General features: G+C 66.6%; 15 protein-coding genes. 8 read left to right on the top strand and 7 right to left on the bottom strand.

Annotated features, from left to right (window positions below):
* Positions 1 to 255: 255 nt before the first annotated feature.
* Complete coding sequence (locus O7607_RS30290) at positions 256 to 9,393, bottom strand: LamG-like jellyroll fold domain-containing protein (RefSeq protein WP_269706853.1); 9,138 nt, start codon at positions 9,391 to 9,393, stop codon at positions 256 to 258.
* Between the two features lie 833 nt (positions 9,394 to 10,226).
* Positions 10,227 to 10,460, bottom strand: coding sequence for a transposase (locus O7607_RS30640; RefSeq protein WP_442929433.1), 234 nt, complete (start codon positions 10,458 to 10,460; stop codon positions 10,227 to 10,229).
* A gap of 413 nt (positions 10,461 to 10,873) precedes the next feature.
* Between O7607_RS30640 and O7607_RS30295 the strand changes: the two genes are divergently transcribed.
* The 4 genes from O7607_RS30295 to O7607_RS30310 are packed head-to-tail and all read left to right on the top strand — an operon-like array spanning position 10,874 to position 14,261.
* The gene (locus O7607_RS30295) at positions 10,874 to 11,971 is read left to right on the top strand and encodes an N-6 DNA methylase (RefSeq protein WP_269700131.1); all 1,098 of its coding nucleotides are present in this window, start codon (positions 10,874 to 10,876) and stop codon (positions 11,969 to 11,971) included.
* A gap of 44 nt (positions 11,972 to 12,015) precedes the next feature.
* Complete coding sequence (locus tag O7607_RS30300) at positions 12,016 to 12,147, top strand: hypothetical protein (RefSeq protein ID WP_269700133.1); 132 nt, start codon at positions 12,016 to 12,018, stop codon at positions 12,145 to 12,147.
* A 6-nt stretch (positions 12,148 to 12,153) separates the two neighbouring features.
* On the top strand, positions 12,154 to 13,317 hold the full coding sequence (locus tag O7607_RS30305) for a hypothetical protein (protein ID WP_269700134.1): 1,164 nt from the start codon (positions 12,154 to 12,156) through the stop codon (positions 13,315 to 13,317).
* On the top strand, positions 13,305 to 14,261 hold the full coding sequence (locus O7607_RS30310) for a hypothetical protein (RefSeq protein ID WP_269700136.1): 957 nt from the start codon (positions 13,305 to 13,307) through the stop codon (positions 14,259 to 14,261). The genes O7607_RS30305 and O7607_RS30310 overlap by 13 nt, the downstream gene beginning before the upstream one ends.
* A gap of 226 nt (positions 14,262 to 14,487) precedes the next feature.
* Here O7607_RS30310 and O7607_RS30315 read toward each other — a convergent pair whose 3' ends face one another.
* The 3 genes from O7607_RS30315 to O7607_RS30320 are packed head-to-tail and all read right to left on the bottom strand — an operon-like array spanning position 14,488 to position 15,921.
* Positions 14,488 to 15,282 carry a pentapeptide repeat-containing protein gene (locus O7607_RS30315; RefSeq protein ID WP_269700137.1) on the bottom strand — a complete coding sequence of 265 codons (795 nt, stop codon included), beginning with the start codon at positions 15,280 to 15,282 and terminating at the stop codon, positions 14,488 to 14,490.
* Complete coding sequence (locus O7607_RS30645; protein WP_442929434.1) at positions 15,279 to 15,599, bottom strand: DUF6313 family protein; 321 nt, start codon at positions 15,597 to 15,599, stop codon at positions 15,279 to 15,281. Before O7607_RS30645 ends, O7607_RS30315 begins: the two co-directional genes overlap by 4 nt.
* Positions 15,592 to 15,921, bottom strand: coding sequence for a DUF6313 family protein (locus tag O7607_RS30320; RefSeq protein WP_332367291.1), 330 nt, complete (start codon positions 15,919 to 15,921; stop codon positions 15,592 to 15,594). Before O7607_RS30320 ends, O7607_RS30645 begins: the two co-directional genes overlap by 8 nt.
* A gap of 129 nt (positions 15,922 to 16,050) precedes the next feature.
* Between O7607_RS30320 and O7607_RS30325 the strand changes: the two genes are divergently transcribed.
* Entirely contained in the window at positions 16,051 to 17,562 is a 1,512-nt protein-coding gene (locus O7607_RS30325; protein WP_269700140.1) for a hypothetical protein, read from the top strand.
* A 230-nt stretch (positions 17,563 to 17,792) separates the two neighbouring features.
* Positions 17,793 to 18,437, top strand: a complete 645-nt coding sequence (locus tag O7607_RS30330; protein WP_269700141.1) for a hypothetical protein — start codon at positions 17,793 to 17,795, stop codon at positions 18,435 to 18,437.
* 326 nt (positions 18,438 to 18,763) lie between these two features.
* On the opposite strand, the gene O7607_RS30335 is transcribed toward O7607_RS30330, so the two are convergent.
* On the bottom strand, positions 18,764 to 19,642 hold the full coding sequence (locus O7607_RS30335) for an IS5 family transposase (RefSeq protein WP_442929509.1): 879 nt from the start codon (positions 19,640 to 19,642) through the stop codon (positions 18,764 to 18,766).
* A gap of 249 nt (positions 19,643 to 19,891) precedes the next feature.
* Between O7607_RS30335 and O7607_RS30340 the strand changes: the two genes are divergently transcribed.
* Positions 19,892 to 21,355, top strand: a complete 1,464-nt coding sequence (locus O7607_RS30340; protein ID WP_269700144.1) for an NF041680 family putative transposase — start codon at positions 19,892 to 19,894, stop codon at positions 21,353 to 21,355.
* Between the two features lie 1,261 nt (positions 21,356 to 22,616).
* Positions 22,617 to 24,884, top strand: coding sequence for a hypothetical protein (locus tag O7607_RS30345; RefSeq protein ID WP_269700146.1), 2,268 nt, complete (start codon positions 22,617 to 22,619; stop codon positions 24,882 to 24,884).
* 872 nt (positions 24,885 to 25,756) lie between these two features.
* On the opposite strand, the gene O7607_RS30350 is transcribed toward O7607_RS30345, so the two are convergent.
* Positions 25,757 to 26,711 (bottom strand): macro domain-containing protein (locus O7607_RS30350; RefSeq protein ID WP_269706854.1); only part of this gene is annotated, 955 nt, incomplete at its 5' end.

Consider the following 26,711-nt stretch of genomic DNA (forward strand, 5'->3'; position numbering starts at 1 on the left):
ACCGAGCCGGCGACCCCTCAGAGGACTCTGCATAGAACTGCATGCTGGCGACAGTTTTCGAGTCGAACATCACCACAGGCCCACATATAAAGCCATCGACGATTTCCAACATCTCTGAGTAGGATGCGGGCACCCCGGGGGGGACAGCCCAACCATTCACCTTGGGCGCGGGTAGGGAGTTCATCATCCGCCACTCCGACTCGGTCATCAGTAGCGACCGCATCCGATCAACTAAACCACCCGCTTCGACACCAGTCACGGTCCCTCGATTCTAATTTTGATGGGCGTAAAGTCCGGGAGACTGCGAATCTGTGGCCAGATCTGACGGCTTCCGATCTCTTGGTTGGTGAACCTGTCGAGCATCCTGAGGTTGTAGGCGGCATCGGGGCCGCCGAGCTGCAGCTCCCAGACATGGTCGGGATCCATCCGAGTGAGGATTCTACTCTTCAAGGAGTCCGCGAATGCAGGGTTGGTCTCCCCATACTGATCATAAACTCGACGGATCAGGTCCCCTTTGTACTTACCCGTGACTGACTTATCTCTCGCCACCGGATTTGGCGCCTTGAAGAGCAAGCCGGCATCGCTGAGCGCCTGAAGCTGTGCCGCCTTACGCCTGAAGTCGGACTTGGGCATTCCGGGCCGCCAGGAGACCGTCACCTCTTCTGCGGCTAGGTCCGGGCGGGCGCCTTCACCAACACCAAGATTGGCGCAGAATTCAGACCATTGCGGTCCAGAGAAGCGACTGCCGTCGTCCCGCTGCCAATTTCCGCTGAAGCATGGATTCGGCCGCTCCCCATTCCCTTGAGAAGCTCCTGACAACCCCGCGACCGTGGGAGCCGATTCTCCGCGCCCATCCGAGGTGACCCTTGGTGCCGAAATGTTGTTGGGGTTATTGCCGATCTGACCACTACCCGTGACCAACGACTCGGTCGCGCCTCGGACGCTTCCGGTTTTGTGCGGCCTGGCGTCCACGTCGAGCAACCAGGGCGTACGGCAGAGTTGGCCGCTAGTGAGGCCTGCAGCGAAGGATTTCAGGACGCAAGGTGGGGTTTGTGGTGGGGTGTTGCAATTCCTGGTGCAGGGTGCGCCGTTGCCGGGCCCGCTGCCGGCGATCGGTGCGGTTCCTGGTGGGCTTCCTGGTGCGTAGACCCAACTACACGAAGCGGAGTGCGGATTCCGTTCGCAGTAGTGCTGCGTAGGCAGACTGGGGGCGCCGCTTCCATAGCCAGGCGACGAGCCAGAGTGGCTTGGCGTGGGAGATGGCTGGCTTGAAGGTGCCGGGCCTGGGCGGGAAAGTGGCCCCCGAGGGGCTTGCGCGCTAGGGCTTGGGTGTGGCTTAGTTTCGCTCCAGCGCCATTGAATATCCGGAGCAGAAACCCCAGTATTCTTTGGCTTGGTAACAACATAAAATAGGACAGCGATTCCGAGGACGACCAACGCAGCCGACGGACTAATTGCGCAGGCTCCGCAGTGTCCAGATGGGTCACTCACCGTCGTGGGACTGGAGTTGGCGTAGCTGTAGCGGTTCGTCTGCGTGACGGGGTCTGGGCTGAGAGTCCAGGTGTCGCGGCTGGTGAAAGCGCCAGCCGAGCTGTCGTACCAGCGGGCGTGGGCGTTGGTTTGCGCGGTGTCGGGGTCGGTCCAGCCGCCTTGGTAGCCGAGGGGCAGCGTGCCGGTGACCGCGGTGGGCTGGCCATAGGGCTGATAGGCGCGGGAAGCGGCGAGGTCGCCGGTGCTGGGGTTACTGGCGGCGATGAGGTCGTTGTGGATGCCGTCGGTTATGAGGTTGCGCGCGGCGGCGGTGCCGGCCTTGTCGGATAGCGGCTGCCCGTCGGGGCTGCGGAGTATGACGGTGTCTTGGGTCGGGGTGTCGGGCGTGCGGATGGGTTGGTTGGTCAGGTCGTTGTAAAGGAAGGGCAGGGTGTTGCGTTGGGCGAGGCGGTCGAGGGCGTCGTAGGTGTAGTTGACGGTGTAACCGGTGCTGGTGGCTTGGGTGAGGCGTTCGAAGGCGTCGAAGGTGTTGATGTCGACGGTGGTGCCGGTGGTGTGGGTGGAGAGGGTGCCTCGGGGGGTCCAGGTCCAGGCTTCTGCGGGTTGGGCTGCGCCGTTGGCGGTGGTGGTGCGGTTGCGGGCGTCGTAGGTGGTCGTTCGGGTGCCGGTGGGGTTGGTGACGGTGGTGCGGTTGGAGGCGTTGTCGTAGCCGTAGGTGGTTTGTTGGTTGGTTGGTGATTTCCAGGTGGTGAGTCGGGCGAGGCCGTCGTAGCCGTAGGTGTTGGTGCCGGCGCCGGTGACGCCGGTGGTGGTTTTGGTGAGGAGCAGGTCGTCTTTGTCGTAGGTGTAGGTGGTGGAGGCGGTGGTGGTGCCGTTGGGTTTCTTGTAGGTGTCGGTGGCGAGGCGGCCGAAGCTGTCGTAGGTGTAGGCCCGGGTCGGTCCGCCGCTGCCGTAGGTGGTCTGGCCGAGTTGGCCGTTGTTCTTGTAGACGTTGGTGGCGGTGACTCCGGTGAGGGGGTCAGCGGTGGTGGCGAGGGCGCCGGCGGTGTTGTAGGTGAAGGTTGCGGTGCCGGCAGCGTCGGTGCGGTTGGTGAGGTTGCCCTCGCCGTCGTAGGTGTAGGTGGCGTCGCCTGCCGCGCCGGTGACGCTGGTGAGCTGGTCGCGGTCGTTCCAGGTGTAGTTGGTGGCGCCGTTGGGCCCGCCGACACTGGTGATACGGCCGTTGAGGTCGTAGCCGAGTTGGCGGGTGGCGGTGGTGGCTTCGGCTCCGGTGCCGGTTTCCTGGGTCAGGTTGCCGAGCTTGTCGTAGGTGAGAATTCGGCTGACGTTGCCGGGGAGTCGGTAGGTGACGGGTTGCCCGGCGGCGTCGTAAGTGGTGGTCCAGGTGCGGTCAGCGGGGTTCGGGTGTGCGGTGGTGGCGGGCTCGATGACTGAGGCGGTCTGACCCCATGGGGTGTAGGTGTAGGTGGTGGCGTTGGCGTTGCCATCGACCATGCGGGTGCGTTGGCCGGTCAGGTCGTAGCCGAGTTCGACGGTGACGGCCGTCGTCGCGTCCGCCGGGTTGACGCGCTGAGTGATGGCGGTGAGTTGACCAGCATTGTCGTACCCGTACTGGCTGGTTCGGCCTTCGCGGCTGGTGACGGTGAGCGGCTGGCTTGCGCCGTTGTAGGTGGCGGTTGCGGTTCGCAGGGTGGTGGCGCAGGCGCCGGTCGTGGTGGTGGTGCAGTCGGCGGTGGCGGTGAGGCGCCCGGCGAGGTCGTAGATCTGGGTGGTGACGGGGTCGACGTAGGTGGTGTCCTTGCCCTTCACCGAGGTGAGGGGCCGGCCGGCCATGTCGTAGGTGTACTGGGTGAACCGGCCGGTGGGGTCGGTGACTTTGAGTGGCTCGCCGGCGGTGTTGTAGGTGGTCGTCGTGGTGTGGTTGAGCGGTGTGGTGACGGTGGTGAGGTTGCCGGCGGGGTCGTAGGCGAGGTTGGTGGTCAGGTAGAGCGTGTTGCCGGTGGTGCGGTCGCTGACGGTGGCCGTGATTTGTTGGCCGAGGTCGTTGTAGGTGGCCGAGGTCGATCCGCCGGTGGGGTCGGCTGCGGACAGTAGGTCCCCGACTCGGTCGTAGGTGTAGGTCCAGACGGGTGTGGTTTTGGGTCCGTCGTCGTCGGGGTCGGGCAGGGTGCGGGTGAGCGGTCGCCCGTAGGGGTCGTAGGTGTGGGTGGTGATCCGGCCGAGGGGGTCGGTGGTGTGGTCGACCAGGCCTTGGGAGTTGTAGGCGGTTTGGTAGGTGCCGGTAAGGGCGACACCGCCTGGAGTGGTGTAGGTCGGCAGGCTGACGCTGGTAGGCCGGCCGGCGGGGTCGACGCTGGCGGTGGTGGTGTTGCCGTTGGCGTCGCGAATGTGGGTGGTGTCGCCGAATGTGTTGTAGCCGATGGTGGTGACGGGCACGGCGGTGGTGCTGGCGCCGTTATTCCAGACGGTGCGGGTGGCGCCGGTGGTGGTAACGGGGTTGCCGAGTGGGTCGTAGGTGGCGCTGGCGGTGACGCCGGCCGGGTCGGTGGTGTGGGTGACGAGGCCGCGGGCGTCGCGTTGGTAGACGGTGGTGAGGGCGGCGGGGGTGCCGCCGGTGTTGGCGACGGTCTCGGTCAGGATCCGGCCGATGTCGTCGTAGGTGTAGCTGGTGGATTCGGCGCGGCCGGGTGAGGCAGCACCGGTGCGCGTGAGGGTGGCGATGGTGCCATCCAGGTTGCGGCTGTAGATGACCGCGCGGTCCAGGCCGGCAGGGTCGAGGTGTTCTTCCTTGATGTAGCCGGCCTTGTCGTAGATCGTCGTGGTGCGGATGTCACCCATGGCGATCTGCAGGTTGGGTTGTCCGGCGGCGTTGTAGTCGCTCTTGCTGAGCTGGGTTTCGCTGGTGATGTCGCCGCTGGTATTGCGGCGGACCCTGCTGCTGGTCGCGGGCAGGTTGTCGCCATAGTAGGTGTAGGCGGTTTCGCGGCCCATGGCGTCGACGACAGAGGCGAGGCGGCCGGCGGGGTCGTAGGCGCGGGAGTCCAGGACGAGGCGTGTGGCGGTGGGATTCATCGGGTCGACGCCGTCGCCGACAGCGGCGGTCTCGGTGCGACGGTGTGCCTCGTCGTAGGTGTACTCATAGATGAGGCCGCTGGGCTGGGTGACCTTGGTGAGGTCTCCCCTGCTGTCGTAGTCCTGGTCAACCGTTTTGGCGTCGGGGGTTGTGGTCAGGTCGGGGCGGCCTGCGGCGTCGTAGGTCCAGATCCAGGTGCGGTCGGGGTCGTCGCCGGTGATGTCGTCGATGACCTGGCGGGTACGTAGGCCGAGGTCGTTGTAGGTGTAGGTGCTCTTTGCCTGGTGCGTGACGCCGGTGACCGCGTTGGTGACGGGTGGGCCGGTGGTGGTGGCGACCTGCGACAGGGCGTTGTAGGTGTAGCTGGTGGTGCTGAAGGCGTTCCCGTCGGCGGGGGCAATCGTGATGGTGGTGACGCGGCCGAGTGCGTCGCGGGTATAGGTGGTGGTCAGCCCAACAGGGTCGACGGTGCGGACCAGGTCACCCGAGGAGTTGTAGTAGTTGCGGGTGGTTTTGCCGTTGCGGGCAGTTGCGGTCAATTGCAGCCCGGCCGGGATGGTGCCGGTGCCCGCGGGTTCGGCGGCCTCGGAGCCGGTGGAGTAGGTGTAGGACTCCGTGGGCGAGGTGGAGTAGCCGGCGGGTGCGGGGTAGCTGACGGCGGTGATGTGCCCGATGGTGTCGAGGGTGTGCGTGACGCGGTAGGTGGTGTCGGTGGCGGAGGCAGAACGGGCGTCTGCCGTCCAGGTCCGCACGTCGTTGCGCGGGTCGAGCGGGTTCGTGGCGTTGAGGTAGTAGCCGGCGTAGCTGGTGTTGCACTCAGTGCTGGTTCTGCAGGTGGTGCGGCCGAGGACGTTGCCGCGGGCGTCGGTGTCGTAGGTGGTGGTGTTGTTGTTGGCGTCGGTGTACTTGGAGACGAAACCGCGGGCGTTGTAGGTCCATTTCTGTTCGCCGAAGGTGTCCTCGCGGCTGACGAGGCGGCCGCCGTGGTCGATGTCGTGGCGGTATGTGATGGGTTCGGCGTTGTCCGGTGCCAGGACGACGACGCGTTTGCCGTTGTCCGGTGTGGGGTTGCCGAGGTCCCAGGTGGCGCCGTTGCGGTCGGTCAGGGTGGTCACGCGGCCGCTTGGCCCGTCGTAGGCGACGGTGAGGGCGGTATGCCCGCCGGGATCGGTGACGGTGGTGAGCCGCTGTGTCGCGGTGCGGGCGGCCCAGTGCGCGGAGACCTGGTTGGCGCCGAGGGGGTGCTTGTAGTAGGCGGCTTCGTCGATGAGGCCGGTGAAGGGAAAGTTCCCGGTCGGGGTGCCGGTCCAGCCGCTGCCGCCGCGGCCGTTTCCGATAGAGGCGTGGGCCATGTCGCGGTAGTCGATCAGCTGGCCGGTCAGCTGGCCGATCCTGACGCCGTCGAGGTACAGCTGCTGGGCGTCAACGGCGCCGGAGAGCACGACGTGGTGCCATTGCCCGTCGTCCACGCGGGCCGAGGACGTCATCTGGGTTTGGCTTTGGGTGGTCGTCCAAATCTTGGCCCGCAGCACGCCGTTGGTGTCGACGTAGAGCATGGGCAGTGTCTGGGAGGGGGTGTGGCTGAGGTCGGTGTTCTGCATGCCGAACAGCACGCCGTTCTCGCCGGTGCCGGCCTTGAACCACAGTTCCACGGCGACGCCCATGGAGGTGTTCGTCAGGTTCTTCGGCAGTTCGACGGCGGTGGTGCTTGTAGCGCCGAAGTCAGCGGCGGTGTCCGGAGATCCGGCCAGTGCCCCTGCTACGCCGAGGGTGACGTCTTGATAGGAGCCGTCACGGTCACCGGCTTTGGTGGCGACGACGTTGGTGGCGTCCTGCGTGTCTGCAGCCTCGCCGAGGGGCCAGTAGGCAGCCGGGTTGTCGTCGGTGACCACCGAGCGGTAGTGCGATGACGCGGTGTAGGCGTAGGTGGTGCATGACTGTGCAGACAGCGGCGTGCAGACTTGGGTAAGGGTGTCGCCGGTGTAGGTGTAGGTCCACCTGGGCGCGGTCTCGCTACTGGCGGGGGTGTCGGTCGCGACAGAGGTGACGTGGCCGCCGGTCCAGGTCAGGTGCAGTGAACGGTTGCTGCCGTTGTCAGTGATCGTGGTCAGCTCGTTGTTGCTGTTATAGGTGTAGCTCTGGATGCGGCCATCGGCGTCTGCGACGGAGGTCAGCCGGCCGTTGGCGTTGAAGATCCGCCGGGTGCCGGTGGAGTCGCGCAGGGTCCAGACGGTCGGGCTGCCAGCGGCGACCAAGGTCAGGGTTGATCCCTGTGGGGAGGCGTAGGTGCCGTCCGGGTTGCGGCCGAAGCGCAGCTGTCCGCCGGAGGCGAGCGTCACCAGAACGTTGTCGGAGCCGTCGGAGTCGGTGGTCAGCCGCTGATCGATCGGGCTGCTCCAACCCGCGCCGAACGCCCCGGATGCTCGCAGGTCCTGCGAGTTGTAGGTCCGGGTCATCGTCAACGCAGGTCCGGCGACCGCCACGGCAGCGTCGGTCACCGTGGTGGAGTAGTTGCCGACGTACGGGTTGAGGCCCGCCACCGCCGGATCGTTGCCGGCCCCGGCGAGATGGCTCGACACCTCAGGCTGCGCCACTGTCGGCGTGAACACGTACGGCCCGAGTTCCGGGGTGGATGCCTGGGTGTCGGACAGGGTGACATACCAGTGTGCGGGCTGCTGCCAGGTCAGCAGCCCGCTAGGCACTGCCCAGGCCGTCGACGATCGCCATGCCGTGCTCTGACAGCCGGACGGTGCCGCCGGGGTGCCCTTGCAGATGCGGAACTTCACCTGCCGGCCGCCGGCCGGGGTGTTGTCCGGGTCGAGGTAGTCCACCCACAGGCTCGGGGTGAGGGAGTCGGTGAAGCCGTTATGCGGCGGGAACACGCCGCCGTCGCCGATGGTCGGCGCGCCATTGCTCACGGTGAAGGTGCTCTGGCCGAACGGGATGCCGTAGGTGCTGTTGAACGAGGCGCCGGACGGGTTCACCATGTCCAGGCGGAGGATGTAGGTGCCCAACCCGAGCGACTCGACCTGGATGGGCACGTCGGCGTACTGGTGCGGGCCGACGTTCTTCGGCATCGCGTAGAGCGGCCCGCTACGCAGAAGCGTCCCGCCGGCGCTGAGAATCTTGTACGTCAGCCGATAACCGTTCGTCGGGGTCCAGGTCGTCGAACCCCAGTTCGTCACCCGTGCCGTAATCTTCCCGGCCGACGCGGCAGTGACCGGCGGGTTGAAGCTCGGCGAGGGAAGCGAGTACTTGGCGCCCTGGTCGGAGTAGTTCAGGTCGATGTATGGGCGAGCCGTGGAGTTCGAGAAGTTCGCCGACGCGAACCGCTTCCAGGCATAGCTGTCGGTCTCCGACGCCCGCACCGTCAGCCCGTAGAACGCCTCGGTGCCGTGCAGCCACTTCATCACCCGGTCCGGCGGCAGCGAGAAGCCGGCCCAGTTGCCGCTCGGGCAGTCGTAGTAGCCGTGAGCGAACGACCCGGTAGCGAGCCGGTTCGCCGAGTCGTACGACGGCCCGGCCCACGTCTTGGTCGTCGATCCCGACCATGACTTGGTCACCGCGTACACGTTGACGCTGCGGGCTCTGCAGGAGTAGGACCAGAAGTTCCACAGCTGCAACGTCGCGCCAAGGACATAGCGGTTCGGCCTCGACGCCTTCAGATCGTTGAAGTGCAGGTACGACGCGGCCCGCTCGGTGCCACCGTTGTAGGTGCCCACCAGCAGGTCACCCTCGGCGGAGTTGTTGCGGTTGGCGTGGTCACGCTTCGACACGTACGTGTCGTCGGTCTCCGCGTTGTCGGTGAACGAGGGGTCGACAATGACCGGGAACACCCGCGAAGGATCCCGCAGCCACTGGGCGTCCAGGTCGACCTGCAACAGCCACCCGGTAGCCTGACGCTGCAGCGAGTATCGGACGTTGTCCGTCCGCTCCCCCGTACCACGACGGGGGTGGACGTTCGAATCAACCATGAACCCCGGCGGGATGACACCCCGCACCGCACCACTTGCGTCGGTGAACTCGACTTCACCGGTGGCGTCGTTGAGCGCCGGAGTGACGCCCTTGACGGTCAGCGGGAAGGTCCATGTCGTCGGGGCGTCAGCGGAGTGCAGGACGATCTCTTCCTTGAGGCCCCACTCCATCGGCGTCAGCTTCACGTCGGACGCCGCACGCACACCGGTGAACGTGGCCGTCGACTCCTCAACCGACGACGTGACCGCAGCAGCACCGTCAACCGCGAAGGACACCGCAGCGTCCTCGCCCAACGACAATGTCGCCATCTGCGGATCGTTGCTGCGAGAGGCGATACTCACATCCGCGGCGGATGCCGGCGCGTACCGGCCATCGGCCCGTCGGGACAACCGGTTATCGATCGGCTTCCACGCTCCAGCGCCGTCACGGATGAAGGCCGGACCGTCGTAGACCCGCAGCGTCTTCGTGCCATCAGGATTGACGAACTCGGTCGTGCGCTCCGTACGGGCATCCGACCGCTCGACGGAACGGCCGGCGACGACTCCACCGCTGGCGCCTCCCACCTCCGAGAGCGAAGACGCCTCCTGCCCGGCCTCACCCTGCCCAGGCACCTTCACCGCAGGGAACGTCTGCTCGGCACCGACCGCGCCTGGCACAGGCGGACGCGCTGCGCTGCCTCCGGCTGACCCGGCAAACGACGTCCGCGCGGTTGTCGCCTCATGCGACGGTAATCCCGCTACCCCTGCACGTTGAGAAGGCTTGACCGCGGTGGCGCCCGCCGGCGCCGCAGGCGATGCCGTCACCGGCTGCGGAGGCACCGCCGACAGCAACGACGCCACCATGCTGAACGTCAACAAACCTGCGAGGGAGTACCTGCGCCGAGCCCAGCGGCCCACAGCCGCAACACTCATGGCGGATCCACGAAACGCACCGGCCACCGCAGTCTCCTCAAGGTCAGCAGGGTGCGCTGACAGTAAAGATCACTAACGGACCAGAGCAAGAGGCAGCACAAACTGCAAGGACGACTCAGCCAAGATCGATCAAATCCGACACGACGATCTACACAGCGTCACTCGCGAGCGGACGTTCAACCAGCTCAGCCGATGCATTTCGCAGCGAAAGACATCAATCAGGCGGTTCGCGACAGGACGCACCTGGATGACCGGATACCGGCGATCAGTAGGTGTTGCGAGCGGCAAAGCAGATCCGACTCGGACAGCAGGTACCGCGCGAACGGGTAGCCTTGAGGCCGAGCGGAAGGCGGGCTCGGTCGGCGGGCGAACGTGATCACGGGTGGTACATGACTCGCCCTCAGCCCAACGATGCACGCCATCGCGAGCAGGCGCGGCCACTCGCCGTGCCTCGCTCTGGGCAGCACGAGCCCGGGCCGCCCGGCCCAACACCCGGCGCTCAAAGGAGCGAGGGTCTTGAACCCAAGACAACCTCTTGTCGAGTCCTCTCAGGACTTGTCATTGGTTGCCAAAACCCCTTGTTACCGTCCGTAGCCATCCCACCCTTGTCATTGACTGTCAGAAGTAGGCGCTGAGCTGCGCAGACATGATTAAGCAATGATCGCTACTTGTCACTGGTTGTCAACCACGCGCGGCGGTTTTCGGGGGGTAAACGAGGGGACCGACAGGGCGTCGCCAGTCCAGCGCGTCCCGCTCCCCCATCAGCAGAACACCCGTCACCAAGGGAACGGCGCGCCCCTACCCATCGCTACACGCTGGCCGCAGGCTTGGGGGTTCGTGTCGGTTGATCGACACGAACCGATCCCCAACCCGGGCTGGACCCAGTTGCGCAGCGTCTCGTGGTTGACACCCCGCTCCCGGCCCACGTCACGGATTGTGCGACCGGAGTCGAGCACCAACGCCGCGGTCTGGCGCCGGAACTCCTCGGGGTACTTGCTCCGTCCAGCCACAGCGTTTCCTCCTCCTCGGCAGGATGCCAAGTCAGGAGGTGTCCGGTCTCAGGGCGTCACTTCAAGGCTGGGCTCACCTTCTCCGGCCCCGTCCGCCGCCACCGCGAGCGCCACGCATATGCGTCCCTCCCCCGCCATCGTCGGGCCACAGGAGCCGGCCCGGTGCGCAGATCAGCCACAACGAATGAATGGGGCGCGGTACCGGTCGGGTCTGGCTGCTGCTACCCGCCGGCGGTTCATACCTGCGCCTCGACCCATCGACAGCCTCGCCGACGCCATCGGTTCGATCACCGCATCCACCGACATCCGACGCCGCTCCACCGCCCGCGTCCGCGGTCAGCGCGCTGGGTTGCCGCAGCAGATGTGCCGTGATACGTTCCCCGGCTTGCTTCACCTGGGACGAGGGAAATCAGATGGCTAAGGAACGGGAAGGCCACGCCGATATTCGCGCCAAGCTGAGGGCTGCCGGCTATCGGCTGGTCCAGCTTGATCCCAAGATCGACAGCCACTCCAACCGCCGCGTTGACGCGCTCGCGTACGCCGCGAACGTTGACGGCGACCTCGTCCCGTGGCTCGCTGTCGAGGCCAAGAACGGCGCAAACATTAAGCCGGAAGTGGCGCTCTCGCAGCTGCGCAGGTGGCGTGAGCTGCTCGGCACGGTGGAGCACTATGCCGTTATCAACGGCCAGTGGTTCCGTGCCGACCGCAGCATGCGTTCGATGGAGCCGGCCGATGGTCCGGTGGGTCCCGCCTACGGTGACTCTGGATTCTTGACGGATCCTGCACTGGCCACCTCACTTCTGATGGATCGTCTGTGGTTCGAGACGGAGAAGGCCGGCGGCAAGGGTCATCGCCTCGACTTCTTCGTCCCTCCGGCCGACTTGCTGGCGGAGACGGCGATTCCCGGGATCAAGACCGCTGGCGGTGAGTTCATTCCGGTCCGTCACGACGTGCTTTGGCAGGCCCGACGTCGAGCGCTCGCGTCCTTCGTGCTGAGGGGGCCACACGCTGGGGAGCACACCACCGCTCCGGTGATCGCCGACGCTGTCGGCCGCCTCACCGGCAAGAAGCTCGTCGGCACAGTCCTTGATCCCTTCTGCGGCACAGGAAACTTCCTCTGGGCCGCGATGGATCGCGCACGGGAGCTGGACGGTCGAGTCAAGTTCGTCGGGCAGGAGATCAACACCCAGCTGGCCGAGCTTGCCGAGCAGATTGCTCGGACTGCACCGGCGCCGGCCACGATCACCACTGGCGACTCCTTCACCACGGAGCTCCCCGAGGCGGACATCATCGTGACGGCCCCGCCATTCGGACCCCCTGTGCGGCGGCCGTGGACCCTGCTCATTGGGGTACCCGCACGAGAGTTGGAGGTTGCTGCGATCGACCTATGCCTGCGCAAGCTGCGCCCCGGTGGTCGCGCGGTGTTCCTGCTGCCGAACAACATCACCTTCAAAAGACGCTGGAGGCGTACCGCCGATACCTTGCGAACGAGTACCGCGTCGGCGCCCTGATCGGCCTCCCGGCGGGTGCACTCGAGGGCGCCACAATCCGCGCTGTGCTCCTGGTGATCGACCGCGCCGAGCCAGGGGAGACCTTTGTCGCCCAGCTTGGCGACGACTGGGCGGCTCAGCTCTCAGAGACCGGCGCGGCCATGAACGCGGCGCTTGAGCACCTGGACGGCGAGTAGATCGTCATGTTCACTAGTGCGATTCTCGATTTGCGGCTAGAGCGGAACTGGGAGCCCGGCCGCCTCACCGCCGAGGCGTTCCGATGGCCCGGCTCGGATCGCGAGTTTCCGCTCCGCGAGCTCGCAACCCGTCTCGCCCCGCGCTCATTCGCGGACGCCGGCTCACCGGTGGTGACTCCGGCGAGCGTTGACCCCGCGAGCGGCGGCGTCCGGCGACGGAGCAAGAAGTACCAGGGCTCAGTCTTCCAGGTTGGTACCGAGCTACGTCCCGGCGACGTGTTGGTGCCCCGCGTCGGCCTCGGCCCGGCCGTGCTGGTCTCTGAACACCTCCGCGGCGCGCTAGTTGCCGCGCGCTTCTCAGCATTGCGCCCGCTCGAGTCGGAGCTCGGCTTGTGGCTTTGGGGCTTACTAAGCAGCGAGAGCGGGCGCCGCCTGCGGGCCAATCTTTCGCAGGGTGCGGCCCTCGCTGCTGTCGAGACGTCGTCGCTTCTTGATGCCACCGTTCCAGTCCCGCCAGTCGAACGACTGCGCCGGGTCACCGGCCCCCTCCGTGCCATCGAGGACTCGACACACGTCGACGAGGAAGAGGCGGTCGAGACTTGGTGGCAGACGACGGATCTGCGGACGACCGAATGGCGCACCGCGCTCGCGACGCCAGACCCGTCGATCCTGACTGCAGGCGAGCCGCTGGCGAACTTCTGCCGCGAGGTCGTGCGCGGCAGGAACACGCGCAGGCTCGCCATTGAGGAGGAAGCACCGGGCTACCTGCCCGTCGCCGACGTCTCGATGCTTGGGGGAAAGGCTCCCCGTCGCTGGGTGCCCGAACAAGAGGGGAATCCGACGGTTGCGCAGCCGGGCGACCTCTTGATGGCGGCCCTCGGGAATCTGCCGCACGCTCGCATTGCCGATGCTCGTGTGGTCGCCGACAGCCACGTCCTGGTACTCCGGCTGCGGAATCCCTCGCTCGGCCCCGCGCTGGCGCACTACCTCAACGGGCAAGATGCGTATCGGGTGCGACAGGTGTTCACCGTCGGAGCGCAGATCCCGTCGATCTCCGCGACCGACCTTGGGCGCATCCCGGTGCCCGCGGCGGCTCTGGAGCCGGTCGAAACGACGGCAGTCGTCCTTCCGCTGGCCCAGCGTCTGGAGCTGGTCCTGTGGGAGAGCTGACCTGCCAGCTCTCGCCGCTGGTCTTCGCCGAGCTCTATTACCTGCTGTTAGCGAACGGTGACCTCGGCGGCGAGCTCGGCGACCGACTCGGGGAGATCGGCTGCGACCTGGAGTGGCTCGAGGCCCGGGCGCAGGACTATGACGCCAAGTGGTGCTTCGATGCGCCCTCGCTCGAGACCGCGAATGCCGACGACTGGGCGTTGTCCGTGGAGCACTCCAAACTCGCCACCTGGCTGCTCGCCGGCCTCCGAAACACCGGAGTCTCCGATGAACTCTCCTCGAATCTCGTAGACGCGGTCCAGCGGCGCATGAACAACGATGCACCCCAGCTGGACGTTCGTCCCCAGTCACTCTCACCAATCATTCGCGGTTGGACGCTCGGCATGGCGGCCGGCACGCTCGATCCAGCACTGCCGATGCTGCTGGCCTGGTACCCGACGGACCAGCACATCAGCGCGGCGTACAAGGGGCTCGTCGAGCAGGTCCTACACCTTCACGGCATCGCCGAGCCCTGGCCAGAGTTGGCAGGCACCGCGCTCTACGTGCGAACCGGTGGCCTCGCCGAGGCCCTTCGGCCCGCCCCCGAACCGGCCCCGGGTGAACGGAAGCGTGGCCTCCAGTACTCCATCGACCTGCTCATGAGGGAGGCGAAGCCGCAGGCGCCTCTACACGTGTGGGACCGCCTCCGCGGCAACTGGATGGACTGGGTCGACAGGCGGAACATCCTCACGCACGTCAAACCCGGCGAGGACTCCACCTCGACGTTTGAGGACAACGCTGCTCAGGTGCGCACCTGGTACGAGATCCATTTGACCGTCCTCGGGATCACGCAGTTCATCTGTCAAGAGGTCTCGCTTGAGCTCCAGGAGAGCGTCCCGCCCGGCCTGCGCAACAACGACCCGTGGGAGTACCTGCAGCACGACGTGAAGACCAGTTGGGACTGACAGTGTTCATGGCCCGCGCAGTCTCGCCGCTGCAGGACGCTGTCGTTGATGCCCTCACCTGCCTTTCACACTCGGGCGGATGGTTTGGCCGATAGCCAGCCACCGCACTACAACTCGCGCCGGAGCTCGACATCAGGGATCCCACCTTGAAGACGGGCTATACGGCCCAAATCCACCATCGGAACTGGGGGGCGCCGTCTCACCTTTTAACGAACACTTTCGCGGATCAGTGGAGTGCCCCTGCGAACCGCAGGTCACCCCGTACTCGAAAGATTCCGGGTGCGACTTGCTCTGACTGGTCGCGAATATTCTCGCGCAGCGTCATTGGCCACCGCGTATCCTCCGACCATAGAGCCGACATGAGGCTGGCCTCGTTCAGATCACTTGTTGATAGGTCCGCACTGATTAAGTGGGCAGCTTCGCAGCTGGCGTGCCGGAGGCTTGCCCTGGCAAGATCAGTTCCCGTCAGGTTCGCACCGCGTAGGTTCGCCCAACTTAGATCCGCTCCGACTAACCGCGCTCCGGCAAGATCGGCATCATCGAAGCCAGCTCGACCAAGTTCAGCATTCTCGAAAGTGGCGGCCGAGAGATCTGCCTGATCGAGTCGCGCGTTCCGCAGATCCGCGTCGCGGAATGTGGCGCCGGGCGCTGCCGCTCTTACCAGACTCGCAGCCCGCAGGTTGGCGCCGACCAAGTCACTTTCCCGCATTGTGGCTTCGTCGAGCTTCGCTCCTCGTAGGTCAGCGTTGCGCACTGTCGCTCCATCGAGGGCGGCTGCAGTCAGATCCGCGCCCGCCAAATCGAGGCCGGAAAGCTGAGCGCCTGTCAGGTCAGCGCCGGCCAAGTCCGCTCCCCGCAGGCCACGGCCAGGGGGAACGGTTGGCTCGAGCCCCGAGCGCTGTGCTGCGACCACTGACAGCATCGCGTGGCGTGTCGTCCATGCCTCATCCGCCTCCGGGTACGCAACGGCGAGCAGTTCAGCTGCCAGGTCGAAAAACTCCCGGCGCGTGTCGTTGCTCATACTCGACTCCGTTCCCGCCAACGCAGTCTCGACTCCGGCCGAGCGGACACGCAGATCGGGCATCGATTGCGCAAAGGGGGTTGGTCTAAGACCGCGACGGCGCCGAGCACTGCCTGACGAATCGCCCTAGACCCTGAAGCTTCTTTTTCCACCGCAGTGCTGTCAAGCACTTGGGCGACTATACGCTCCCAATGGTCTTGGGCTTGTCGCCAGTTCTCGGCGTGCAACTTGACGAAAGAGGCGGCAAATCCCTCTCGCACGGCGAAATCCCCCTTGGCGAAAACCAAGTCTTGCAATCTTGGGATCAGATCAGGCATCTTCCTCGCCACCGAGCACGCGCAGGGGTGGCGTCGTACGCCGGGACGAGATGAAGTCGTTCACGACCCAGCCGGCGACCGCGCCGGCAACGGCCGGTCCGACTAGCCACCCGGCTAGTGACAAGGGCCAGGCCAAGTAGGAAAAGGCGACGTCACCGGGTGAGGTGATGCCGATGGTCACGTTGTACGCCCTCTGCCAACCGATGCAGAATCCGTTCACGATGTAGAGGGCCGCCATCAGAGACACAATGCCGACGCCCCAAGAAGAGATCCAGAAGCGAAACCCACCATGTCGGGGCATCGAGCGACGCGACCGGCGCATCCGCTCCCGCAGTCGTTCCTTGGGTGGGGGCGGCAGGTCTACGCTACCCACTGATCGGGTTGGCACTGAGTCAAGTTTCCGAACAGGCGACCCAGGAGCCACGCTAGACCGTGCCGGAGGCCGAACTGCATGTCGAACGAGGACGAGAACACGCTGACGCTCGCCGAGATCGCGTCACTGCTCGGCTGGTCGGAGCGGCGGACGCAAGCGTTGATCGTGTCGGATCCGCGGTTCCCGACTTCAGACTCCTCCGGCTTCTGGAACAACGTGGAGGTCCAGCGCTGGGCGGCCGAGCAGAACGACATTGGAACGGCCCGTATCGCCGCACCACGATATCACCGGTCCCCTGATCGCCCGGCGCAGTACGTGGGAGCCTCGCTACATGGCGATGGTCGGCACGTCGTAATGACCTGGGCCACCGCAGTTGGCGATCTTCACCTTGTCTACCCGCCGGTGACCGCAGCCCACACAGATCCCGCGGCGGCCGCCAGATGGTTGCCGCCCGACTCGTACGCGATCTGCGTCGTCTGGCCTGACTGGGCTTTCCATGGGCCGGCGCTGGAGTCGGTGCTGGGCGCCAATCCCGAGCGTCAGGTTCAGATCACCTGGACAGACCTGCGTTGGTTCCTTGGCATGCCGGCGCCGTACTGGCTCACGAGCTTGCGCGATCCTAAACGGATGCTGGAGTGGAAGCCCGGTGACCCCACCGTAACCGTAGCTACCCCCGCCGACGTTGACCTAACGCCATGGTTGTTGCTGGCTGCGTTGGAGGACGGCGAGACGCCCGTCCGCCGCACGCTCGTCGGTCTCGCTCGTGAGGCGCAGCGGAGGGCTACCGAGTCGGCCGAGATGCATATGAGCTTGTTCGGTGAATGCGATGACCGGGACGACATAGCTCTCGCCGCCCGTCCCCTAGCCACGCCGGCGGTCCAAGCCTCCGATGTTCCGCGGGATGTTCGGCGGATGGCCTGGAAGGAGATCCTACAACGCGACGACGAACTGGCTTGCGCTTGTGTTAGGGCCGAAGGTGCGTACACCGGCGGACGGGACTCCCCTTTCCCGCAAGCTGCCCGACTCTCGCCGGAACTTGCCGCTACGGTCCTCGAGTGGGCCGCCCTGCTGGTGCCAGCTAACCGGACCGCTGCGCACGCGGCGTTGTTCTACCGTGAAGGGCCAGCCCTGGTCTGCCTAGAAGATCCGGTGACCGGCGCACCGGTAATTCGCACCTGGGAGGGCGAGTACCTTACGTCGGTGCCGTTCGTGCTTCCGACTGACTCGCCTCTGAGCGAGCTCATCCTTGATGACGAGGTGTGGATCCGGACGGCAGACCATCGCTTGTTCCTCGCCCCGATCGGCGACTACGGCGGCGTGTCCTGGGGGTATAGCGGGACCGGGCCCAGCATGCTGGCCGCCCTGGTCGATCGACTCCTCGATGACATCACTTCGCCCGCCACGTCCGAGGTCGACGCGCCGGCAGGCCTGGAGGCGCTCTTTGAGGTCAAGCATCCGGACGGGACTGTGTTCACTCGGGAGCAGCTGGTGCAGGCTCGGTCCGTCCGGCCCACCACTGCCCGGACCAGCGGGGACGTCGAAGAGCAGCCACCAGGCGACGGCGGTCGGCGCGGCGATCCCCACGGATAGGCACCAGCGGCAGAACAGCAGGTACGCCAGCGGGCTGCCCTCGGGCAGCCGGCGGACGATCCTTCCGAGGTCGGCGGGTGATCTCGTCGGCGACGAGATCACCCGGGTCACCCGCGCGACGAAGAGCACCACCACGATCTCGATCAGCCCCGTCACGACTACGATCACATGCAATTGCCACTGCGGCCGGACAGGCGTCGTCGCGTGCCCGGCTGCTCTACCGTGTGCCCATGGCAGAACCAGGCTGGGTCGCCCTGATCGCCGGCTTAGGGGGCACCGCCTTCGGCGCGGCGCTGCAATACGCGCAGGCTGCGGGCCAGGCGCGCCGGGAACGGCGACGTGAACGCGAGAGCTGGTCGCGGGAGGACCGGCGACACTGGATCGAGCAACGCCAGCGGCTCTACCTCGACACGGCCGCGAGCGCCCGCCGTCAGCTCAACTCGTACGTCCACACAATCGCCCCGATCCTCGACCCGCGGGCACGTGAAAATCCGCCGGCGGTCGACTTCGACCCGTCACGCCAGTGGAGGCGCAGCCACGAGGTGCTGAGCGAGTGGGGCCGCCTGCTGACCGAGGTCGAGTTCTACGGCTCTGACGACGTCCGCGACGCCCTGAACAACCTTGACGTGCTTCTCCGCATCCTCGAACTCGCACCGTTCGATGACCAGTCCGCCCCCCTTGGGAAGGCTGAGGATGGCTATGTGGAGGCGGTGGCCCAAATGCGGCGCGACCTCGGCCTGTCGGAGGGTCGCAAGGCACGAATGCGGTCCAGCTTCGGATTCCTCAGCGTCGACCTCGACCAACCGCCGACAGGCGGCGAGGACGGCGACGCTCCGCCCCGGGATGGCGCAGCCTCGCAGGAGCCAGCGCCGTAACCCGATCGCTCGACGATCGAACCCCTGTACGAGTACCGTCCGGGTCGTGCAGTGGCGCAATAGATGACACATCACGATCCGCTGGGACCGGGCCGACAATAGCCCGGCCGGCGTGGTGTCCGTCGAGCGCGTGGTCGATTACCCGGCCGACCTGCGAACGCTGATCGCCAAGGCCCGCGCCGACCCGCACGTGGTCACCTTCCCGTACCGAGGATCCAGTGGGGCCGGTCGAGCAGCGCCCCGATGATCTCCTCCTTGCCGCTCGTCGAGCAGGTCGCAGCTCGGCGCCAGCCAGTCGAAGAACTAAGGCGTGTTTCATAAGCCGGTCAGAGCCACTCGGTGATGATGGTGATGGTCAGGACGGCTTGGAAGCGGACTGCGAGCTTTTCGTAGCGGGTGGCGACGCCGCGGTGGCGTTTGAGTCGGTTGATGCCGTTCTCGACGGCGTGGCGTAGCCGGTAGAGGTCCTTGTCGAAGGTGGGTGGGCGTCCGCCCTTGGAGCCTTTGGCTTTGCGGTGGGCGTCCTGGTCGCTCTTGCTGGGGATGCAGGCCTTGATTCCGCGTGAGCGCAGGTATCGGCGGTTGCCGCGGCTGGTGTAGGCCTTGTCGGCCAGGACCAGGTCGGGGCAGGTGCGGGGCCGGCCGACGCCGAGGCGGGTCACGCGGATGCGGCGCAGGACCGGAATGAACTGCGGGCTGTCCCCGCGATGCCCGGCGGTGACGATCAAGGACAAGACTTTCTGGCCCTGCTCACAGGCCAGATGTGTCTTGGTCGTCAGCCCTCCACGGGAGCGGCCCAGCCCGTGGTCGGCCGGCTCATCATGAACCCCACCGGGTGGTTCCTTCTGCAGATGGCCGTCGGTGCGCGCACCTGCGGCGTGCTGGTGAGCGCGACTGGTCATCGAGTCCACGCTGACCGTCCAGCCGATCCGCCCCCGGGCGTCACCCTGGGCCTGCAACGCTGACAAGATCCGTTCCCAGGTTCCATCGCGCTGCCAACGACGGAACAGTCCGTAGATCGTCGGCCAGGGCGCGTACTCCGCCGGCACGTCGCGCCACGGTGCACCGATCCGAATCCGCCACCGAATCCCGTCGATGAGCTGCCGTTTCTCCCACTTCGGCGGCCGGCCGGTAGACGACGCAGCAGGCAGCAACGGGGCCAGGACAGCCCACTGCGCGTCAGTCAGGTCATGCCGCCTCGTCACCGCTAAGGTGGCCACGAGGTCTCCGGTGCATGGTGCTTCTTGGTCGTTGTACCAAGTACCGGAGACCTCTTCAGTTATCGATCACCGCCACGCCGTGACTTCAACCGGCCAACCCGAGTTCCGAAACACGCCTTAGCTTGATCTTTAACCTCCGAGGGCCCTGTAGGGACCCTGACCGATCACGGAAACAGCCCTTGGCCGATGATCTTCTTGTCTAGGGAAGAGCATCAATAACCAAGGGCTGTTCTGGTGACCAGTGTGCATGAGCGTGCTGCGGCTGACGCCGTCGGGGACCTGGACAGGTTCCGGCGAGAGTTCTACGACTGCCTGACCGCTCGGGCTGAGGCATTGTTCGACCTGACGGACGCGGTGTTGTGCGCCGACGGGCCGGTCCGGTCGTTGGTGGAGTTGTCGCTGGTGGGCGAGCACCGCCGCGGTCACGGGGCGCTGTATGACGCCCTCGCCTGCGGCCAGCTGGACATCGATCGGCTGCGCACGGCCCTCGCCGGGGTGTCGTTGCCGCGGGCAGCTGATGGTCGTCTCGTCCTGGCGGTCGACATCACTTGCTGGCTGCGGCCGGACGCGCACACCTCGCCGCAGCGGATCTTGTGTCACACCTACGGCCGCGGCAAGGATCAGACCATCATGATCCCGGGCTGGCCGTACTCGATGGTCGTGGCCCTGGAATCTGGTCGCAGTTCGTGGACCGCGCCGTTGGACGCGGTGCGGCTGGCGCCTGGTGACGACGCGGCCACGGTCACCGCTGGTCAGCTGCGAGACATCGTGGGCCGGCTGATCGGGGCCGGACAGTGGCAGGCCGGGGACCCGGACATCCTGGTCGTGGCCGATGCTGGTTACGACGCGCCCCGGCTGGCGTTTCTCCTGCGTGACCTGCCCGTGCAGGTCCTCGCCCGGATGCGCTCAGACCGGGTACTACGCCGGGCAGTGCCGCCCCGGCAGCCGGGAACGGTCGGCCGTCCGCCCCGCCACGGCGGCGAGTTCGTCTTCGGCGATCCCAGCACCTGGGGCGAACCCGACGCGGCCACGATCACCGACACCCGTCTCTACGGCAGCGCGTGGGCTCGCGCCTGGGACCGGCTGCACCCCCGGTTGACGCACCGATCCGCCTGGATCGACTCGGCGAAGGTACTGCCGGTCATCGAGGGAACCGTCATCCGGCTGCAAGTCGACCATCTACCCAGCGGCGCGACCCCGAAGCCGGTCTGGCTGTGGTGGTCCGGCGTCGACGCCACCGCCGCCGATGTCGACCGGCTCTGGCAGACGTTCCTGCGCCGCTTCGACATCGAACACACGTTCCGCCTGTTCAAACAGACCCTCGGCTGGACCTGCCCCAAGATCCGCACCCCGCAGGCCGCCGACCGTTGGACCTGGATGATCCTCGCCGCCTACACCCAGCTCCGCCTGGCCCGCGCCCTCGCCGCCGACCTGCGCCGGCCCTGGGAGAAACCCGCACCACCGCAGCGTCTGTCACCCGCCCGCGTCCGCCGAGGGTTTCGGCACCTCCGCCCGAGAGTCACCTGTCCGGCCGGTGCACCCAAACCCTCCCGGGCAGGACCAGGGCGGCCACCCGGCCGCCGCAACACTCACCCCACCCCGCGCTACGACGTCCACACCGCGACCACCACGAACGCCAAGACAGCGGCTGCAAAGAAAACGAAGTCTGTCAATCCACGTCCACGCCGCACAGGTTAAAGATCAAGTTAGTCGATGCCGGCGAACTGCTGCTCGTAGCCGCTGGCGTAGGACGGCCGTCAACGCGCCGAAGTGCGGAAAGGTGCTGAAGACCGCCCAGTCCCGGTCCGGGCCTCGAGCCCGCGCCGTCGGAGGACGAGGCGGCGCATCTGCTCGGTCAGCTCAAGATTCTCCCGTGACGGCGGGTGCGCCAGCTTCGAAGTTGGCCGAATCGGCGGCGGCGTTCCGTTGGAGGGCTCGTCTTTTCGAGCCAATTTTCGTTCGTTGGACAAGAGCCGACGTAGGATCGTCAGCCAACCCGCTACTCCGCAGATAACGATCACCCCGACACCCCATAGTTGGCTGACAGGCTGGTCGACAAGCCAAAAGCCCCCCGCGAGAACGGCTGCTCGCACGACTATAACCAGGGCAAACCGCCAACCCTTGGCCCGTCTCCCGATGATGGGGAGGCCACAAAGCCACCACAAGCAGCCCAGTAGCAGGACAAGCACGAGGGGGATGATCCATTCAACCCAGCTCTCTTGCTTGGTTCGCTTCAACACACACGAATCCTCGCCGGCTTGCGTGCGGTTGCGGGAGACCCAAACGTCCATACTCGCCGCCCGAAGGAAGCAGGCAGTTGCGATGACTCTCCTCAGCACGTCGCTAGAAAAACAGTCACGTACGTCGGGCCCCAATGGACGCCCGATACGAAGGCGGTAGCGGGTGATGCTCGTGCAACCTCGACTTTGGTAAGCCGGCAGGTGTAGGGCTTGCGACACTGAGGTGGCCGCTCTGGCCGCCTGCACAGCGGATGTCACCGGTTACTGGGCGGGTACCGACGCTGACCTGACCGACCGACACCGGGCACGAAAGCGAGTCGACGCCGGGCCCCGTCAGGGACAGCGCCGGTCGCGTCGTTCGCCGCCACAGTCCACGCCGGCCCCTCAACGGGCGGGCCTGGCTCGCCTGAGTCGCCAGCCAGCCAACGGTCTTCGCCAGATCGCAGCTGTGCACCTCACTGCCAGCTCTTCATTTCGGCTACCACCTCGGCCGCGCCGCCGGCGCGGCCGCCTGGCATGTCGTACCGCCGGCGCGAGACACGGTGACAACGAACTATTGCCCCGGAATGCCACAAGGGGTCAGCCCTACGAGCCGTACCCGGTGTCTCGGTGTGTCGAGGAAGCTACTCCGGTCGGCTTTCGAAAGGTGCCGGCCCTCCGCAGGCACCGTTCGACCCACCCGGAGAGCTGCTGCTCAGGGCCTCTGGCATGATCCGCTGATGCCCGCCGAGCAAGATCACATCGCCTTCGAGTCTGCTGCCGGGATGGTCCTCATCCCGCCGGGGAACACGCGTCATTCGACGGGCATAGCGGTCTTCGACGACTCCGTCGCAGCGCTGCGCCGGTTCGTCCTCGACAATCTGACTCATGCTGACCGGATCGTCGAGGCGCGCGACCGGCACGACGAGGTCGAGCTGCGCCTGCCGGTGGTGCTGGGCCTCACGCCCCGTCCGGACAACGCCTACAACCCGCAGGCGATCGCGGTGGTCGCACCGTCCGGTAGCGGCGGCTCGGTCATCGATCGGCACATGGGCTACCTGTACGACAGCACCCTGCACTGGGTGGGCGAGAGTCTGCATCGGCTCGCGGCCGCCGCCGCACCGCATGCCATCGGCTGTCACGGCTGGATCGAACTCGAGCCACTTGAAGATCACCATTGGGACGATGACGATGACGATGACGAGGACTGGGAGCCCAGCCGCCACAACCCCTTGACGCGGGCGGAGGCGCGTCGCTTCGGCTACCGGGCCGGCCGTATCCGGCTACATCTGCCAGACGCCGGTCCACTGCACCTGCTCGTCGACGGGTTCGAGGCGGCGAGACCGCCAGCGGCACATGCCCCCGTCGAGGACGCCGTCCGCTCGGGGTTGATTGGACAGTTCGGTCGACTGCTTCGTAGCGCTCTCACCACCCGGGTGGCCACGGGACGCTGGGGTGTCCCGACGCAGCGGAGCCGAATCCAGCAGCGGTGGGACGCCGACGCTTCGGTGGATCTGAAGACCTGGGCGGACTACCGGCAAGTCCCGCACCCGTATGAAGGGGTTCGCGCGGTCAGCCGATCCACCTGGGGATTCGAACGGGTCATCGTCACCGACCGGTCCGGCCTCGAGGTCGGTCGCTACGAGTTGCCCGACGGCCCTCTCACACTGATCGACGAGCGGGTCCGCCCGGACGCCGTCGCGGCCCTACGCGACCACGGTGTCGACGTGTCGCTCCCCGACGACTTCACCGAGCTCAACGAGTTCCCCGACGCGATCATCAGGACCGATCGGTTCCGCGACAATCCGACGGACCGGGAGCAGATCTGGTCCGTGCGGGTGGTGCGCGACGGCGTCGACCTCGACGAGCTACCGGAAGCCGGCATGTACGACCCGGACTCCAACGTTCTGACCGTCTACGCCCGCCCCCATCTCGCTGCGCTGACCACGCTGCTCAAGCGCCACGACGTCCATCCCGCCGAAGTGCACTGGGCGTCGCCTTCGACCACCACCGTCGACCACAACCGGCGGGCCGCCGCGTTCCTGGCCGCGGAGATCGGGCCATTCCGTCCCGTCGTCCGCGACAAGTCGATCTACCGGCTAGGAGGCGGACCGATCGTCGACGACCTCACGGTCGTCCCGGCCTCGTGCAGCCTGACCGCGCGGGCCCTCCACCTGGTACCGGAGCCACACCGTCCCTGGCTGAACGTACGCGCGGCGCGCGAGCCCGTACCAAACGTCGCCGCCTTCACCCTCGAGCTGCAACGCACGCTCCTCGGCAAGATGTTCCACACCCACGACATCGACGACGGCACCCACCCGTGCCGTCTCTGCGGCACGGCGGCGCACAGCACCGGATCCGGGCTCGCGTACTGCTTCGACTGCTGCGTCCTCGCCGACCAGGGCGTCTTGCGGGACAACGGCAGCGACGGGCCGTGGACCGACGCGACGATCTGGGCCCTGCGCCGACTCGCGCAGATCGAGTTCTCCGGTCCACCCTCGAAGGGACAGCTTGCCCACATCACCGTGACCGATCCCGCCCTCGCGGACGAGGCGATGCTGTGCCGGTTCCTCATCCCCCGCACCCATTCCCTCACTGCCCGCCCAGGCCGCCGGCAGCGCACCTGGACCGACTGGCTGAATGTCGCAGGGCTACTCGCCGACACCTCCCGCCCCGCGCGGGGCATTCTCTCCGTCGCGGCCGACGGACACCTGTGCCGGTCGATGTTCGAACGGCACATCGACGACTTCCTGCACCACCATGGGATCGCACACGAAGTGGAGCCGCACTACCCGCGGCACCACCTGCTCAACACCAGCGGCCTGCGCGCCGACTGGCTCCTCCCCGACGGCACATACGTCGAGGCGCTGGGCATGCTGGAGCAGGACGACTACGCCGCCAAGGTCCGCCGCAAGATCGAGCTTGCTGGCCTCTCCGGGATCCGGCTCGTCACAGTCCGACCACCGGACCTCAACCACCTTCCCGAAGTCTTCGCCGACTGGATGTGACCGGCCCGCAGGCTCCGCCCGTCCTGACCCGGATCCGCGGTTGACTCCCCCTGCATCGGCGGGACGAGCAGACCACAGCTGCACATCCGGGTTGAGGCTGGCGCGGCCCAGTATGAAACGGTGTGCGGGGCTCAGGAGCTGCAGGTATTCAGCATGGTCTGCAAAGCCGTCTTCGGGCCTCACCGGCTCTTGTCACTCTTCGCCAACATTTGGCCCGGGTTTTCGGGGGGTAAACGGGGGCCGAAGATTGAACGTCCGCCACGTACGCCACGTCCGCCACGTCTGCCCGTCTATCCACCGGTCTTGCCAGCTTTATAGGCCGTGTACCGACCGGACTTGCGGCAGCCCGTCCTCGGCCAGCACGACCGTCTCCGGGACCTCACGCGGCGGCGGTCTCTCGGTGGTGTCCCGCAACCCGCGGTGCGCGGAACATTCGCAGGAGGGCTGCAGCGGGTCAGTGCACCCGACGAGCGCAGACATCAGCCGCTGGACCCCGCCAGCGTCGACCGGCCACGACCAGTCCATTTCCCACGGCTCCTCCCACGGCGGGTGGAAGCAATCGTGATCAAAGCGCACCAGAAGTCCAGCACCACACTCCGGGCAGGCCACCACGCTGCTCCAGCGATAGTTGACCTCGTGCCCCGAAGCACCGTACGGGACACCCCAGCGGCCGATGAGCACAACCGTGCGCTGATCCGCCCGACAAACGACGCAGATGCCCATGGCTGCCCCTCCCCTGCCGTACACCCGCAACCACACCGTTGAAATCGACGACAACCCACGGGACGGGCAGCCGGGGGCCGGGCGACCGGCGTCACCCGGTCAAGTGTCGTAGGCGAGCGCGCCACAGTGCCGGAAGGTCGACTGCGCGATCAGGCCGGGGCGGGCTTTTTGCTGGTCACGTCGGGACAGGCGTCGAGGACGCGCCGGCAAGCGGTCAGTTCGGCCTCGGTATAGGCGAGGAACAGCACTCGCTCGGGGGCGGCGGCCGAGTGGGTCAGGTGGTCGACGGCGGCCAGCAGGAGGGTGCGGGCAGTCTCGTCCAGGTCGCCGCCTGCGGTGCCCGCGCCGACCAGCGGAAACAGGACTACCTGGGCCGGGGCGAGAGCGGTGCCGTCGGCGAGGACGGGGTGCTCGGCTGCTTCCAGGGCGTGCTGCACGGCCTGATCGAGGTCACGGATCGGGCGGTAGCCGCTGCCGGGCTGACCCTCGACCGCGGCCGAATGCACGATCATGCGTACGCCATTGGTGCGGGCCAGCTCGCCGGCCGAGGTCACGATGGCAATGCCGGGGGTCACCGGGCGGTGGTCGCGGACCGCGTCGGCCAGTTCGTCGGCGATCACGTCGTCGAGGACCCGGCCGGTCAGGTCGCGGCGGGAACCTCCGTAGCGAATGATGCCGGACATCGAGAAATCGTGGATGCGGGACATCATCAGGTCAGTGTTCTCAGAGTTGACCCAGGCGTCGGCGCTGGTTACCCGGCGTACGTCACCGGTGATGACCCCGATCCAGCGCATACTCAGGACAGCCGTGCGGCGCAGGCGATACCAGTGGGTCTCCTGACGGCCGATCACGGCAGCTCCGGCCGGTTCGGGCGGTGCGGCGGGGACGGCCCTGCGGGCGGCTGCGGCCTCATGTTTGTCCCGGTCGGCGGCCCGGTTGCCGGCCCGCAGCGCGGCGGTCCAAACGAGAAGCACGAAGGCGCCGGCTCCGCCAAGGGTCACCCCGAAGACTGTGCCGTCGGCCGTAGACGTCGGGAACAGTGAGAAGGTGACGAGCGTGGCCGTGAGGGCGGCGCATAACCAGACGAAGACGAAGAGTGTGTGG

The sequence above is a fragment of the Micromonospora sp. WMMA1949 genome (assembly GCF_027460145.1).
GTDB lineage: Bacteria > Actinomycetota > Actinomycetes > Mycobacteriales > Micromonosporaceae > Micromonospora.